Raw genomic sequence first — 16,811 nt, forward strand, 5'->3', positions numbered from 1 at the left:
GATGAATCCAATCGTCATCTCTTTCTATAACTGAATCTCTCTTCTTTAAAAAAATAATATCCGAAGTAACTTCTGTACCAGCAAGTCCTTTAAATGTTGTATTAGGTAGCCTCATAGCTCCTAAAAACTCACATCTTGCATTAATATATTTTCTAACAGATTCATCTTTTTTATCCATAGTTCCAGACGAAGTTATGAAGGCAATAATTCCTCCATTCCTAACCTTATCTATTGACTTTGCAAAAAAATAATCGTGAATCAGAAAGTTATTTCTGTTATATTCACGATCGTTAACTTTAAAATCTCCAAAGGGAACATTTCCTATTACCAAGTCAAAGAAATTATTTGAGAAGTTTGTTTCTTCAAAGCCTTTAATTTGTATATTAGCTTCAGGATAAAGTTCTCTTGCTATTCTTCCGCTTAGACTATCTTTTTCTACTCCATAGATTTTAGACGCTTTAATTTCATTTGGAATATTACCAATGAAGTTACCGACTCCTGCCGATGGTTCAAGAATATTCCCTGTCTTAAAACCCATATCTGTTAGAGTCTTATATATTCCATCCATTACCTCTCTAGGTGTATAAAATGACGTTAAAGTAGACTCTTTAGCATTCAAATACTCTTCATTTGTTAGATTTTCCTTTAAAATATTTCTTGCTTCAAGCCATTGTCCTCCCTTTTCTTCATCAAAGACATCGGCAAGACCACCCCAACCTAGATAATCAGCAAGATAGGCTTGCTCATACTCCCTTGGACTCCTATTTTCATTTTCAAGTCTTTTTAGCATTTTAATAGCTTTTATATTTTTATCTAGCCTTTCTGATGGTGTTAGGTATTCTGAGTAGATATGATTTTTTAAGTCATAATTTCTAGCAAAACTTAGTCTTTCCTTATTAGGTTCATAGCCTAGATTTTTTAACTCTTCTTTACCCCTCAATAAGTTTTCGGCTGCTTCTCTTGGAACATTGTATCTATCCATCATTTGGTCAATTTCAAGATTGTGGTTATCTATAAAGCTTTCTTGTTCTACTTGTCTTTCAATTTGTTTTTCATGCTCAGATAATTTGTATATCTCATAATTTCCACTATCTAAAAGGTCATCAATCTTTCTACTTTCTTCAAATGTTTCGCCCTTATATAAAGGAAATTCTTCCCCATTAACTTCTGCTTTTGTTCCAGTTTCAATCAAGTTAATTCCATCAAAGGTATTCTCATCTTCTAAAATAAATTCTTTACCAACTTTTACTGCTAGTTTTTCTGATGTTTGACTTAGATTTTCAAAGATTTCTTCAAGGTACGAATCGTTTCTATATGGAATTACTTCCGAACCCCTAATCATACCTCCCATATACTCCATATTGTCTCTGATAGTGACAGTTTTAAGTCCTCCACTTAGTTCATCAAAATCTGTAATAGTAAAGTCCTTATCTTTATATCTAACCTGATCGCCTATCTTAAATTTAGGCTCTATATTTTCTTTAGCTTCTTCTTGTAAAGATTTCTCCTCACTTAGTGCAACTTGTTCTTCTAAATATGAAAATTCACGCTCATTTACTTCTTCACCATCACCAAGGTCAATCCTATAATGCTCGACAACTTCTCCGTCTACATAGTGGTCAAAATAGAATTTGAAATATCCGATATAATCATCAGTCATTTCTCCAAACTCATTTTCTCCAAGAGTTTGATTATGGTCTTTAACATCTATATCTTTTTGTCTTAGGACATTAATTAAGTCTTTAGTTACTATCTGCCCACTATAATCTGGAATTAATTCGTGGTTTTCATTAAATTCTACAATCCAATAATCTTTTCTATTTTCAATTTCGTTGTCATCAAAAAAAGAAGCTTCATCAGCTTCCTTTTCTTGACTTATTTCATTTTCTAAGCTTCTACGTATTCCTTGATTGCCATTTTCTTCACTGTTGCCATCAAGTTGTTCATCTGTCCTTGGTATTCTTCTGGATTCTCTCTCATCATCTTCTCTGTCAATCCTTGTGCTTTCATCATCTTGACTTTCTCTCTCTTGATAAAGTCCACTGCCTGATTCTGAATTTCCTTCAGATGATTCAAAAGTGTTTTCTCCTCGTACATTTCCTGAAGTTTCTTCCAGTTCTCCATGTCCTCGCTCCCTACTAGGTAAGACAGTCTTTGAACTGCGTAAGTCGGATTCGGAAATCTCTCCATAAATTCCAGATCCTTCTCCATCATATCCAAGGTTTTCTCTTCGATCTTCATTGCTATTTCTTCTGTCGCTTCCATCTGTGAAAACTCGTCCATCTCTACTTCTTGACCTATCATCTCGTCTATATAAATCATCTTGACCTCCTCTATCTTCATTTATATTTTCTATATCTCTATTATAGTCGGCAGCGACCCTTTCTGTCAGCAGCCTAGCACGATCTATTTCCTTAGATTTTTCTATTGTGCTATCTATAATATCTTCACTAACCCTTGATATTACAAGACCTATCTGTTCTAAAGAAATTGTATTAATCCTAGAAAAATTATTTTTTAAATTTTCCATGTCCATAGGATAGATAGTATTAAACCTATTAGCTACTGCATAGGATATTGAGTCTCTCATAAACTTTTCAAAACTCAGTTTATCCTCTATATCTATCCTCAAATCAGCTAGAGCCAAATTAATATATTCATCTCCATAAATTCGACTTAAAGAAAATATATTTTCATTAAGTAAATCACTAGCTTCAAATGAAAAATCTCTTATTATTTCTTTTAAAGCCTCGTTATGGTTTTCGTGGTCAAACTGCCATAAGCTAACCTCATTAATATTCCTATCCATTGATGTGGTTTGACTAATATCAAAAATGTATGAAATTCTTTGATTTACATCACTTCCAACTAAAATTGGAATACCCTTCTCTCCTCTCATAACAACTCTTCCAAAATATTTTTTCCACATGTCAAAAGTCGCACAAGCTCTAGCTTCGGGTTCCTTGTTATATATACTCAATTGACTAGAAAAATCATATTTCTGATTATTACCTATAACCTTTAAGAGTTTTAAATATTCTTTTTCATCTTGTAACACTTCATACTTTATTGCTTCTTGTATATTCTTAAAATCATTTACTTGCATCTTCTACCTCCATTCTATGAATTTCTTTTATAATAACCATTAAAACATCAACCACAATAGAATTGCCGGCCTGCTTATATAGTTTGCTTGAAGTGCAATTTTTTCTTCTTGGATGTGCGTCTTCTAGTTTGTTAATATCACTGTCATCAAAACCCATGAGTCTTAAACATTCTCTTTCTGTTAAATACCTATACTTACCATTTCCAATATCTATTATTCCAGAATTAGGAACTCTCATCTGTTTTGTAGAAATAGTATAAGTAAAATCTTTAATCACTTTTAATCGCCCTCTAAAACTGTTATCTATGCCTTTATTTAAAAATTTGAGCATATAAGGTTGGGTCATTGTATAAAGTTCACTTACATTCTTTTCTAAAAATTCACTTAGTGGTCTTGTTTCTTTCCTCTCCAATTTATTAAAAGAAAAGTTATTTGCTCCAAGACATGAAACAACAAATATCCTTTCTCTTTTCTGAGGAATTCCAAAGTCCATTGCATTTAATATTTCATACTTGCTTTCATATCCAAGGTCTTCTAGCTCCTTTAGATAAATAAAAAAGGAGTCCCTCATATTTCTATCAAGGACTCCCTTTACATTTTCCCAAATTATCCATTTAGGTTTTTCTTTCATTTCTTTAATTATTCTAATTGTTTCAAATAGTAAGCTTGATCTAGTTCCTGAATTCTTTACTCCTCCCTGCTTTTTTCCTATTCTTGAAAAGTCTTGGCAAGGACTTCCATGCATAATTAAGTCTATCTTTTCATTAGGAGCTTTATATCCTACTACTGATTTTGGCTTATAGTCTTCTCCATAAAGTGCGTTGTATGATTTAACACAAGCCTTATCTATTTCTACATAATCAACAACTTCATAAGGTATCTTTAAATTAATAAAAGCCTTTCTAATAGCACCTATGCCGCCGAAAAGCTCTAATATTTTTACCTTATTCATTTAGATTATTCTTGTACCTATCTACAAGCTCCCTTATACTATCTTCAATTTCTCTTAAAAAGTCTTCTTTATCTACTTCACCAGAGCTAATCTTTGCAAGTTTCATTTCCCATTCAGATGTTGTTTCTGCTGATTTAAACTTATCCTCTACAATTGATACAAGCCTATTGCCTTTCTCTGTTACAAGTAAGTTTTTCTTATCTCTTCTTATAAGATCCTTGTGGATAAGATTTTCAATAATTCCTGCTCTTGTAGCTGGTGTTCCTAAGCCTTTTCTTTCTACTTCTATATCTTTATCCAGTGATTCAATCCCTGCATTCTCCATAGCCTTTAAAAGTGTATCTTCATTATAATGACCTGGAGCTTTTGTAAATTTCTCAGATATGTTTTTAGAAGTTAGCTTAATTTTATCTCCAGTCTTTATATCTGGTAATTCATTTTCTTGTCTTCCCTTTCCATAGGTCTTTAGATACTTTGTATAACCTTCATCGATTACAGTCTTGCCACTTGCATTGAAGTTAAATTTATCATATTCATATCTAATTTTTCTACTAGATTCCTTTAAGTTATCCGAACATGAAGCAAGTAATTTATCCTTAATTAAATTATAGATTTTGCTTTCTTTATCAGATAAACCTTTGGCTTTTCCAATACCTGATATAGTAGGAATAATTGCATAGTGGTCTGTAACCTTAGATGAATTAAAAATAGACTTAAAGTTTGATTCATTTATCTTAAAATCTTCTTCAAGTCCTTCTAATAATTCTTTCATAGTATTAACCATATCATTGGTTAAATACCTGCTATCTGTTCTTGGATATGTTATTAGCTTCTTTTCATACAAACTTTGTGCCAGGTTTAAAGTATCTTTTGCTGAATATCCAAAATATTTATTTGCTTCTCTTTGTAAGGTAGTGAGATCATAAGGCTTATCTGGTTTTGTGCTTATTTCTTTATCTTCTACCTCTGTAATAACTATTTCATCTTCTAGTAGATTTAAAAGTTGCTCTGCAACTTCAATTTTATCAATCCTATCAGATACAAGTTTTAATTCTCCATAAGATAGGTCAACTGTATAATATTTTTGCTTCTTAAATAGGTTTATTTCACTATCCCTTTTAGCTATTAGATATAAAGTTGGTGTTTGTACTCTACCAACTGAATGTGTTTCCTTGTAAATGCAAGAATAAAGCCTACTTAGATTCATTCCCACCAGCCAATCCGCAATTGCTCTTGCACTTGCTGATCTATATAAGTCTTCAAAGTTTTCTCCGTCTTTAAGATTTCTAAATCCATCTTCAATAGCCTTGTTTTCCATTGAAGATATCCAAAGTCTTTGAATCTTCTTCTTACATTTAGCTTGATTATATACAAGCCTAAAAATAAGTTCTCCCTCTCTTCCAGCATCACAAGCATTTATAACTGTGTCGATGTTCTTATCGTTTAAAAGTTTCTTTAAAACTCCATATTGTTTCTTAGTGCTTTTAGATACTTCATAAATATATTCTTCTGGAATTATAGGAAGAGTGTCTATTGTCCATTTCTTCCATTTTTCGTCGTGTCTTTCTGGACTTGCCATTTGAATTAAATGACCTACACACCAGGAAACAATGTATCCACCTCCCTCATAATATCCGTTTTTTCTTGTTCTTGCTCCAATTACTTTTGCAATTGTAACTGCTACACTTGGCTTTTCTGCTATTACTAACTTCATTAATACCTCCATAAATAAAAAAAGAGCGAAAGATTTCTCTCTCGCTCAAAGTATTTCTCCTGAATATCATATTATTTTCGGGAGAATTCTATTTTCTTTTTTAACTTTATTTGTTTACTTTCCAATATCCATCTTTAGCACTGCCTATATACTCGATTGTTTTTTCATCTGTGAGAATTTTTAAATCTCTTTCTATCGTGCTTACAGACACCAATAATATATGAGATAATTCAATTGTTGTTATGTTTGAATTTTCTTTCATAAGTTTCACTATCTTATTTCGTCTATCTTTTGGTTTTAACTTTTTACCGTCATTTTGACCTTCATTTTCACCCTCATTTTGCCCCTCACTTTGACCGTCATTTTGAGTGACATTTTGGGTATCATAATTTAAATTCTTTAAAATTGTAGTAAATGAAGATTCTGTTGACTTAAACTTTGGTTTTAATTCTTCTTTATAATTTTCTTCAGCTTCATAAGCTTCTATGATTTTTCTAAGTCCAGATCCTCTCCTTTCCATTAAATCCATCCTAGCAAATACATCCGCTATGATTGGGTTTCGTCTTGATGAAAATACATCTAGTGGATTTATATCTTGAATAAATGTACCATCATACATCCCTCCAGGAGAATATATTTCCAGTCTGTCATCATAGATATCAACATGGACTTCACTGCCAATTATTGAGTAATCTCTGTGAATTAATGCATTTACTAGAGCTTCTTGGACTGCCCTTTCAGGATATTCTGGATATTCTATTCTATAGACTGGACCCTTTTTCCACATCTTTTTAGAATTTCTCTTCACAAAGTTCAAAGACGATTTTAGCAGATAAATAATGTTGCCTTCAAATTCTATATCATCTAAGGCATCCATTCTCCCATTAGCTTTAGTAAGCCCATTCCACCTAGTACAAAATACCCTTGACTGATAAACTTGATAGTTATCTGCAAATAAAGCTCCTGCTATAGTTAGGTTTCCTTCATCATTTACAAGTCCGAAAGATTTCAAATCTTTTTCTTCAAAATCTTTTCCCGTTCTTTCTTTGTACTCGATTTTAAGTTCCTTAAAGCTTACATCTTCTAGTTTTTTCTTTGACTGAAGTGAATCGTAACTTATATGTTCTCCCTTTAAAGACAAATTAAAAAGATCAATTCGACTTGCAGAGACACTTTGATTTCCTACTCTTTTGTAGGCTGTTCTCGTTCCACCATCTACTACAAAATATGGAGTGTTTTTCCCAGTAAATACACTTAAAATCAATATAACTTTTCCATCAAGCTCCTTGATTTCCATATCAAATTCTGGATTCGGATCCATTTTAATTTTTATGAATTCAGAAATATTTTCGGAAACTTCTTGATAGTCACTAAGTCCAAGAATTGTGTTATCATCTTTTACTCCAAATATTAGCTTCCCACCTCTACCATTAGCAAAGGCTGACACAGATTTTAACCAAGACTTTGACTTATTTATTTCTAATTTTTCTTTTTTATCATATAGATTTGTTTCTCCTAGATAATCTTTTAAGTTCAAAGTATCCCTCCTCTCTGGCAAACATTATATTTAATTATACCATATTTTTGTATTGTTTATTCGATAATAGGACTTGAGATTTATAATAGTTCATCATCTTCATCTAAAGATTCTTCATGACTTTCTTCATTGTAAGATTCATCTTCTGACTCACTAATATAATCCTCATCATCTTCTTCAAAGTCTTCCAACATTCTATCTTCTTTTGCTTTGACTACTTTAAAATAATATCCTGCTCCTACAACTCCTCCAATTACAAGTGCAACAATTAGAAATGAACCTATTCCACTTTTCTTTTCTTCTTTTACTGGAACAGTCTTAGGTTCTTCTTTTTTTACTTCTTCTTTCTTAGGCTCTTCAACCTTTATAGTGTTTTTATCTTCTGATTCAATCATATTAAGTAGGTCTTGCTCTCCTACTTCTGTCAATAATCTTACATTATCTTGATTTGATGAGTGATCCACTATTAGGTGCATAGTTTTTCCACTTTTAGTTTGAAATGTTAAAAATTGTCTTACATCTACTGGATTTTCTTTATCTTTTTCTGTATCTCCACTTGGTGTAATATCTTTTCCATTCCTATCGACATTTTCAATTACTGAACCTCTTGCCTTATTTTCCCCAGTCGCAAGATTATTTACTGCCTTAGTATTACCACCTTTTACAAGTGGGGTTTTCTTTGGAGGATTATTTGAAGGCTTATTTGCTTCACTTGTATTTCCTGGTATTCTTGGAACGTCTTGATAAGGAATTTCTTCTTTTGATGGTGTAAAAACATCATCTTTCAACATTTTTTCAAATTCTTCTTTTTGTGGTTCATAGATTGATTCGTTTTGACTTTTTATTTGCCCTTCATTTGTCATTGCAAATGTAGTTGCTGGTACTGTAAATGTAAAAAGGAGTAACGCTATGGCTACTCCTCGTTTAATGCTCATATTCATTTTTCTATCCTTTCTTATCTTACATTTTTAAATACATAGACTGCTTTTCTAGCATTGTCCCATTCTATTGTTTGGTTTTTACCATCTTTGATATCTCCATGACTTGCTCCAAAAGCTTTGGCAATATTTGAAATTGAAGCATGAATTCTTCCATTTATAATCACTGGCTTAACATCTGAATTGTAGACTTTTCCATCTGAATCTTTCATAACACCAGTATCAATATTTAGTCTTAATGTCTTTTTAGCTAAGATATTATTCTCTTTGTTTGAGAAAATAGCTTCACGAGTAGAGTTGTCATACTCAACATTAAAACCTAGAGTATAAGCAATATATCTTACTGGAATCATAGTTCTTCCTTGATACACATAAGTTTTTACATCCATGTAGACTGTTGTCTTACCATCTTTGTTGATAATGTTATAAAAGTTTTTGTCTACTTGGAAAACTGCAAATTCTTTTTCATCTTTAGCTTGTTTTTTGTCCAATTGTTTATCTTGCTCTTTCATCTTGTTAAGATCAAATTGATTTAGGATGTTCTTATCATCAGCTTTCAAAAGTTCGTCCCACTTCTTATCTTGAGATTTCTTATCTTCTTTCTTCTCTTTGTTTTCTTTTTGGAGTTTTAGAAGTTCATCTAATTTCTTAGATAAGTCTTGGTTTAGATTTTTTTCTTTTTCATCTTTAGCTTGTTTTTCAAGTTCTTCTTTTGCTTTTTTATTTGCTTCCTCGATTAACTTCTTTGCTTCTTCAATTTTCTTATCTAATTCTTCTTTTAGCCTTTTAATTTCTTCATCAGAAGCTTTTTGTTTTTCTTCTAGTCCTTTAATCTTATCTTCTAATTCTTTTTTCGTATTTTCAGAAGATTCTTTTAAGCTATCAATAGCCTTTTGAAGCTCTTCAATTTTCTTGCAGCATTCTGACTTAGAATTTTCTGTTTCTTTCTTTTTATTCTCTAATTCTTTTATCTTATTATCTTTTTCATCAAGAGCTTTTTCTAAGTCCTTTATTTTATTATCTTTATCCTCAATTTCTTTAGTCTTCTTTGCAAGTTTCTCTTCTAAAGACTCGAGCTTTTCTTGCATTTCTTTGATTTTATTTTCGTTTTTGTCTGTCTTTTCTTTTTCAGATTCTAACTCCCATTTTGTAGATGAATAATCTTCTTTTAGTTTTGCATTTTCATCTTGTAATCTTTTTAATTCATCTTTAAGCTGAGTAATTTCTGCTATTAGTTCATCATTATTAGAGTTTTTAAGATCCTCTATTTCTTTATTCAATTGAGCAATATTATTATCTTTATCTCTAATCTCTTCTTCTAGCTTAGCTTTTTCTTGTTTTAGTTTCTCTCCATTATCTTTGCAAGATTCTAACTTTTCCTTTAATTCATCTATCTTTGATTGGTCTTCTTGTTTCTTATCATTTAAGTCTTTGATCTGATTTTCTAAATCACTAATTTTACTTATAGAACTTTCTATCACTTTTTTACTACCATCTGTATCATCAGCTTTAGCTAGTACATTAGTAGTTGAAGTTGATGTTAAAACTAATAAAAGAGCCATAAAAAAGGCTCTTAGTCTGTTCGTATTAAATTTCTTCATTATGAATGTTCTCCTTTTCTTTTAATTTTTCTTCTCTTTTTCTGTCATTAATTTTCTCCATTAATTCTTCCAAGCTAATATTGTTCCTCCTAAGAGTTACAATTATTTCTTCATTTTCAACTTGTATTTCTTCATCGCAAATTTCCTTGTATTTTGCATTTAAATCTTTTAACTTCTCTTCTATTTTTTTCTTTTTGTTCCTAATACTTATAAGTTTTCTGTTCACATAATATCTCCCTTCTATCTTGGTCTTCCAAAACCATAAAAGTGTGATTTCCAATATTTTGAATTTATTGATGTGTATTGAATTGGATCTCCTGCGTGAATCATCATTCCGTTACCTGCGTATATTCCTACGTGAGATATTGGTGTTCCACTGTTATATGTTGAGTGGAAAAATATAATATCTCCAGGCTGAGCTTCACTTGGACTTACTGGATTACAATAGTCTTTATATATTCTCCATGCAGTTGTTCTTGGCATTCTCTTTACTCCTGACTTTGTGAATGACCAACATACAAATCCTGAGCAGTCAAAGTTAGATGGTCCACTTGCTCCAAACACATATCTTTTGCCTATATGTTTTTCTGCTTCATTAAATAAGGCTTTGGTAGTAGCTGAATCAAAAGCAAGACCAGGATTTCCAAAGTTTGGATTGTCTACTATTTCTCCTAAGTCCCCATTACCTGATCCAAAAACATCTCCCATATTTCCCTTAGCTTCAAGAAGAGCTTCATAATGAACTACATTGTCTGGATAATCTTTAAATATTTCCCTAACAACTTCATCCATTTCTCTTTTATTTAAAGTTACAATTAACCTCTTATATTCGTACTCTTCTTTTTCATAGCTAGTATAAGGATTACCACGACTATCATATCTTGTTCTTGCTACTGTTCTTGTTCTAATCTCAATTTCTTCCTTAAAATCAAGCTTATACATCTTATCGAAAAGCTCTTTTAAAATTCCTTTTACTTCAGATGCTGATTTTACTTCTCCGCATCTTGAAGTTATATAGGATAAAAGTTCATGGGTATTATGACCAATTTCTCCTTCTTTGTTTATTATATATTCGTCATATCCAGGATGACTTGTTTTTACACTTTCGATTTGTGATTGTAGGTCATATTCCATTGATGAAAATTCTTGATTAACTTCACTTAGAACTGTATCTTGTGATAGGTATGTTGTTGTCATTACTGAGTTAACAGAGTTGCTTAATCCACTCATACCAACACTTCCACCACCAATCATGATTGATAGCATAAGACCTAGCCCTATTACTAGAAATAGAACCATCTTGCTTTTTCTTACTATTAGCTCTTTAGAAGCCTTGCCTAAACTTAAAATAGCTTTTTTAACTCTATCTACAAGTCTTGTTTCGTGCTTTTTAGCTATCATGCTCTTCATTTGCTTTCTTTGGTAAAACTTCTTAAATCTATTTTTCTTTATATAGGTATCTGACTTTTTTAAATCTTCCAAGCCACTTTTAAACTCCAACTTGCTTTTTCTCTTTCTTATTTTCTTATCAAGTTTAGATAATTTTTTTAAGGACTTTTTCTTTTTGTCTAACTTATACTTCCTTATTCCATGCTGGAGTTTAGAGCTTACATTAGCGACTTTTTCTCCAGATTCTACACCAGTATTGTCAGATCCTGAACTTAAATAATCTCTCACTAACTCTGAAGACTTAGCTCCAGATAATAAAACCCCAGAGGATAGACTTCCTTTAGTTTTATTCTTTAAGATATTATCCTTTAGCTTGCTTTTAGACTTTTCAAGCTCTCCAATCTTTTTATCTGAGATAAAATCTTTAACATCTTGTGCTTTCTTAGAATCTTTCGTTGAAACTTTCTTAGATTCATTTTTTAAGTTATCAATTTTCTTTCGAGTGAATTTATCACTCTCATAATTTTTTCTTTTGTAGTAAGTCTTCTTTTTATTAACTTTCTTTTGTTCTAAAGGTTTAAGACTTGTTTCTTTTTCATCTTTTATAAATTCTTGATTATTGTCTTTAAGCTCAGGATTATCAAAAGTCTTATCTGTTTCGACTTCGCTTAGCTTACTTTCTTTATCTATTTCTTTAGAAAATTTTTCCTTATCTCTAAACTTCTTTTCTTGATAAAGCTTCTGCTTTTGCTTTTTATCGATATTAGTATTACTTTCGTTCTTACTTACTTCATCTTTAACAAGCTTATCTTTTCTATATATTCTCTTGCTTTTCTTTGCTTCAATAGGTTTATCTTCACTTGTCTGGATTCGCTTAGACTCTTTTTCGTTGATTTTGTCTTGGAATTTATCCTTACTATGGATAAGTTTATCCTCATAATTTTTAAGAACTTGTCTTTTACTTGATGCCTTCTTATTACTTATTGGTTGAGCCTTAGCTGAAATATCATCTGTTGTTAGTTTATTAGAATTAATATTTCTACTGTTTTCACTATCAAAATTCACCTTTTTGAAGTCTACATCTAAGTCTTCATCAAGTTTAAAGCTTTCATCTGCCCTTATTTCAGGATTAGTTTGTTTTGTTTCTCCAGCCTTATCCTTATTATCTAAAACTTCTTTTCTAATTCTTTCCTTGTTTTTAGCCTTCTGAAAATCTTTTAGTTTATCTTGTTTTTGATCTTTAGCTAATACATTCTCATGAATAAGTTTAGATTCTTTTTCTGAAATTTTATCTCCGAACCTATCCTTAGTCTTAATAATCTTATTGGTATAATCATCTGAATGAACAAGTTTACTATCTACATTCTTTTCAGGAGCGTCCCTATTTCGTATAATTTTCTTTTGAAAATCTTTTTTTAGTTTTTTATCCATATCACACCTACTTAGCTTCTTCTGGTTTTGTTGTCATCAGCTTATATAACATTGTGTCTTTAGGGAATTTATCTATAAATGGAACAATAGTATTTCCAAAGAATAATAGTCCCTCACCTGCGTTTGAATTAGTAATATAGTTTAACTGATAAGGCGATATTTTTAATTTCTTAGCAAGAATATCTCTATCTCCAGATGCTTGATTTAACATTAGAACAAAGTCTGTATTATCAAAGATATTTTCAATTTCCTGACTTGTTAAAAGGTCTTTTACGTTTTGAGTTATGCCTGTTGGAATACCACCCCATTTTCTAAATCTTTTCCAGATTTCTACTGAATATGAAGCAGTTTGTGGATCTTTTAATAAAAGGTGGAACTCATCTATATAGTATCTTGTAGACTTGCTTCCTCTATTAAGGGAAACCTTGTTCCAAACCTGGTCTTGAATTACAAGCATACCTATTTTTTTAAGTTGTGTTCCTAGCTCTTTTATATCAAAACAGAGCAATTGCCTATTTAGGTCAACATTTGACCTATTATTAAAGACATTAAGACTTCCCTTAACATAAATTTCCATTTCTGTTGCTAGTTTTCTACCAACTCCCTCTTCTTGGGATAGGAGCATATCGTATAAATCTCCTAATATTGGCATATTTTCTGGTTTTGGGTATTCAAAATATTTTTGATATATCTTTGGTAAGCACCTATCTATAACAGATTTTTCTGCAGCAGTAAGACCAGATCCTCCTACTACAAGTTCAAGCATAGACATTATGAAGTTTGCCTTATCCTTTAAAGGTGCGTCCCCATCTCCATAGTTCATATTAATATCTAATGGATTTAGATAGTCCTTTGACTTTGCCGAAACTTTAATAACTTCTCCATTAAATTGTTTTACAAGGTTTGAATACTCGCCCTCAGGATCACAAATAATTACATCATCGTCTGTTACAAGAATTGCATTTGCCATCTCTCTCTTTGCCGAGAAAGATTTACCAGAACCTGGTGTACCTAATATTAATCCGTTAGGATTCTTTAGTTTCTTCCTATCTGCCATAATCAAGTTTTGGCTAAGGGCATTTAAGCCATAGTACAAAGAATTTGCCGAATCAATAAATAGCTCTTCTGTCGTAAAAGGCATAAATACTGCCGTTGATGATGAAGTTAAAAATCTTTTTATCTCGACTTGGTTAACTCCTAGAGGTAAGACAGAAACAAGTCCTTGTTCTTGTTGATGAGATAATCTTTTTACCTGACAATTATGTCTGTTAGCAATTGATGAGATTTGAGCAATAGTGTTTTCTAATTTTTGAATAGTCCTTGCAAAATTCATCATTACTATAGATACTACAAAGAGCCTTTCATCTCTATTTTGTAAGTCAGATAACATGGACTTAACATCAGCCCCAAAAGTATTTATATCTGATGGAATAATATCCATATCATATCCTGCTCGAACTGCTTTCTTTTGTTCTTCGATTTTCATTCTGTCTAGGTCTGTGTTCTTTCTCTTAATAAGTTTAATAGCTTCTGCTTGTTCAACTACATCTATATGAAAAGCTACATAAATATTGTCATCAATATCTAAAAACTCAGATAACATTCTGTCTGATAACTCACTTGCAAGTATTTGAAAATGGCTTACAGCTCCAATGAATTTCCCAAATTTAAAATTATTTGCTGGTGCAAAATTAAAGATATTGGGAGTTATATGTGATTTTGTAGACTCTTTCTTCTTCAAATCTTTATATGAAAAACCAAAGTTCTTGTCTGGATTTAACATATCGTGAACAAGTCTTAGCCTTTCTTCGCCATCAAGGCTTTCTGCTCTTACTCCCATAGATTTAAAGTTAGATAAAATATCTACTTCAAGTCTATTTAACTTTGCTCTTGCTTGCTCTAGGTTATCTGCTTCTGTGGTAAAAGTTATATACTTCATCTTTTTAAGTCCGTTATTGCCCTTTGCAAGTTGAAGCTTTAACATTNTCCCTAAACTCTTTTCTTACATCGTCATAGAAGTCTCCCTTATCAGCAATTTTAATTGCATCTTGTAGGTCTCTATTTCTTCCTAATTGATTTACATATGAAAGTTCAATGTGGACACTTGGATCAAAAGAATTTAAAAAGTTGGCAAATTGGTTAAAGATTAAATCTCTGTCTTCTTCCAATGCCAACTGGTAATTTATATCTTGAAATGAAATTGTCTTTGAATAATTTTTTTCATCTAACTGGCAAATGCCCTCTGGTAACATTCTTATATAGGGAATTGTATCCTCAACAGTAAATCTCTTTTTCTCTTTCTTTAAAAGTACACTTAGTAGACTATTTGTTGGTTCTTTCTTTGTTTTTAGCCTTCTTACTTCCTTTCTGTCTTTTTTTAATTGTTTTTCCCTTAGATTTAAGTCGCTGATTTGCTTTTTTCTTTGCTTCAAGGTATGCCTCCTTTCTTATTCTCTTAGTTGGTTGATAAAACTTATGAAGATAGAAAAATCTAAAATACTTTTCAAAAGTTAAGGTGTCTTTTTCATATAAGGTTATAAAAAAGATTGGCAGGGTTACTATTAGCATTACAATGATTGAAACATCATTAGGTAGATATTTCTTCATAAATAAATAGGTTGGTATGCCAATTAGTCCTGCCATAGAAAAACCTATAAGTTGTCTTTTAGTTAAGTTAAAGGCAACCTTTGTTTTAATCTTGTCCAAATCTTTTGGTATTGGTACATACGCCATTTTAATCTCCCTCTACTTCTTCTTTGGAAAGTTCAAGTATATGGTCATAATTAGATGTTGTTTCCTCTTCTAGGTAGCTAATTCTTTCTTCTAATTCTTCTTGTTTTTCTTCATTTCTGTCATTGTATTCTCCTTGATAAATAACAAATTCATTGTGACATCTTCCGAGTCTATTTATTCTCCTCTTTAAGTTTCTAATCTCTTCATTTCTTTTCTTCTCTTTTAAGATTTCATAAGTTCCTCCCAATAAAATTCCAAGTCCTAATAAAGCATAATTTTTCTTTTTTAACATTTATTCCTCCTAGTGCGTATTCATAATACTTTTTGCAACTGTTCCACTCTTAAACATCATAAGTCCAAGTAGTAGAGCATATCCTAATATACTAAACAAGCTTGCGTGAATATCTGTAATCTGTACCGTTCTTATTAAAACGGTGTAGATACCTAAACATATCATCAAAAACAAACCTTGTAGTCCCAAGGCAAAAAGTCCCTTGATATAATTTGTTCCAATCTGACCCCATTCTTTATTTCCCATAGTCGCAAATGGTATGGATGATACTGATGAGTAGACATATATTTCAAACATACGCCCATATACTATTAAGGTAATAGTTAAAGATATACATTGAATTGCAATCCTCACTAGGCTTGTTTCAACTAATATCATTATCAGCTCACCTATTTCTTTTTCTTTTAATGTATCAACCATTGCAACTATCTGATCTCCTGAAACAGTGGCAGAAGTAGTGATTACCCCTGCCGCTTTGTTTACAAGATTTTGTGCCACATCAAAGACTGCCATTGAAAATTCAAAGGCATGGCTTGCAAGGTAGACTGCTATAAACATCTTTATAATGTATTTGAAAAACTCAAAAGTATCTGTATCATGCATATTATTTTTTTGCATAACCATATTTATGAGTTCAATACATAAAACTGCTGTTATGATAAGACCTGCTATTGGGACAATCACATTATCTTTCATGTTTTTTATGAAGTTGTATACTTCTCCATTCCAACCCATTGGCGTCTTCCCAACATCAGTTGCAATAACTCCTACCTTGTCATTTATATCTAAGAACATGGACTCAAGATTTGCTTTGATACCTCCGAGTAGCATATCCTAAAAAAATTCAGTTAGCTTGTCAAAGATACCAAACATAGACTTTCTCCTAATTTAAAACATTTGCAAGTAGTGGAATTAATTTAATACCGATTAGTACAATTCCCCCACCAGCCATAAGCTGCTTAATACCTTGAGATTTAGCACCAGATAGTGATAGGTAATCCTTTGATGTTATCTCCGGATTTTCCCCCACTTCACACCGTGCATGCGACTTTCACCGCACACGGCGTTCCATCACAAGAAAGATTTTCACGTTTTAACTAAGACTTACACACTTCGTA

10 protein-coding genes and 3 pseudogenes are annotated in these 16,811 nt (G+C 31.6%); all 13 read right to left on the reverse strand.

What is annotated here, in order from left to right:
• Positions 1–154: 154 nt before the first annotated feature.
• Positions 155–3,106: pseudogene (locus tag BN2667_RS09665) on the reverse strand (Eco57I restriction-modification methylase domain-containing protein); the annotation flags it as partial.
• Positions 3,093–4,058, reverse strand: a complete 966-nt coding sequence (locus tag BN2667_RS05080) for a DNA cytosine methyltransferase (RefSeq protein WP_054252254.1) — start codon at positions 4,056–4,058, stop codon at positions 3,093–3,095. The pseudogene BN2667_RS09665 and the gene BN2667_RS05080, both read right to left, overlap by 14 nt.
• Positions 4,051–5,772: a DNA topoisomerase 3 gene (locus BN2667_RS05085; RefSeq protein ID WP_054252255.1), complete on the reverse strand. Its 1,722-nt coding sequence runs from the start codon at positions 5,770–5,772 to the stop codon at positions 4,051–4,053. The genes BN2667_RS05080 and BN2667_RS05085 overlap by 8 nt, the downstream gene beginning before the upstream one ends.
• 106 nt (positions 5,773–5,878) lie before the next feature.
• Positions 5,879–7,309: an AlbA family DNA-binding domain-containing protein gene (locus BN2667_RS05090; RefSeq protein ID WP_054252256.1), complete on the reverse strand. Its 1,431-nt coding sequence runs from the start codon at positions 7,307–7,309 to the stop codon at positions 5,879–5,881.
• An 80-nt stretch (positions 7,310–7,389) separates the two neighbouring features.
• A complete protein-coding gene (locus tag BN2667_RS05095) occupies positions 7,390–8,250 on the reverse strand; it encodes a CD1107 family mobile element protein (protein ID WP_054252257.1) in 861 nt (286 codons plus the stop codon).
• A gap of 14 nt (positions 8,251–8,264) precedes the next feature.
• On the reverse strand, positions 8,265–9,848 hold the full coding sequence (locus tag BN2667_RS05100) for a copper amine oxidase N-terminal domain-containing protein (RefSeq protein WP_054252258.1): 1,584 nt from the start codon (positions 9,846–9,848) through the stop codon (positions 8,265–8,267).
• The gene (locus tag BN2667_RS05105) at positions 9,835–10,074 is read right to left on the reverse strand and encodes a hypothetical protein (RefSeq protein WP_001080402.1); all 240 of its coding nucleotides are present in this window, start codon (positions 10,072–10,074) and stop codon (positions 9,835–9,837) included. Before BN2667_RS05105 ends, BN2667_RS05100 begins: the two co-directional genes overlap by 14 nt.
• A 14-nt stretch (positions 10,075–10,088) precedes the next feature.
• On the reverse strand, positions 10,089–12,668 hold the full coding sequence (locus BN2667_RS05110; RefSeq protein ID WP_054252259.1) for a CD1108 family mobile element protein: 2,580 nt from the start codon (positions 12,666–12,668) through the stop codon (positions 10,089–10,091).
• Between the two features lie 7 nt (positions 12,669–12,675).
• Positions 12,676–15,079: pseudogene (locus tag BN2667_RS05115) on the reverse strand (VirB4-like conjugal transfer ATPase, CD1110 family).
• Positions 14,991–15,401, reverse strand: coding sequence for a PrgI family protein (locus BN2667_RS05120; RefSeq protein ID WP_054252260.1), 411 nt, complete (start codon positions 15,399–15,401; stop codon positions 14,991–14,993). Before BN2667_RS05120 ends, BN2667_RS05115 begins: the two are co-directional and overlap by 89 nt.
• Position 15,402: 1 nt before the next feature.
• The gene (locus tag BN2667_RS05125) at positions 15,403–15,693 is read right to left on the reverse strand and encodes a hypothetical protein (RefSeq protein ID WP_054252261.1); all 291 of its coding nucleotides are present in this window, start codon (positions 15,691–15,693) and stop codon (positions 15,403–15,405) included.
• A gap of 9 nt (positions 15,694–15,702) precedes the next feature.
• Positions 15,703–16,524, reverse strand: coding sequence for a VirB6/TrbL-like conjugal transfer protein, CD1112 family (locus BN2667_RS05130; RefSeq protein WP_242848717.1), 822 nt, complete (start codon positions 16,522–16,524; stop codon positions 15,703–15,705).
• Positions 16,525–16,576: 52 nt separating this feature from the next.
• Positions 16,577–16,675 (reverse strand): annotated as a pseudogene (locus tag BN2667_RS09180) (Maff2 family mobile element protein); the annotation flags it as partial.
• Positions 16,676–16,811 lie beyond the last annotated feature (136 nt).

The organism is Neofamilia massiliensis, from assembly GCF_001299475.1.
GTDB classification, from domain to species: domain Bacteria; phylum Bacillota; class Clostridia; order Tissierellales; family Peptoniphilaceae; genus Neofamilia; species Neofamilia massiliensis.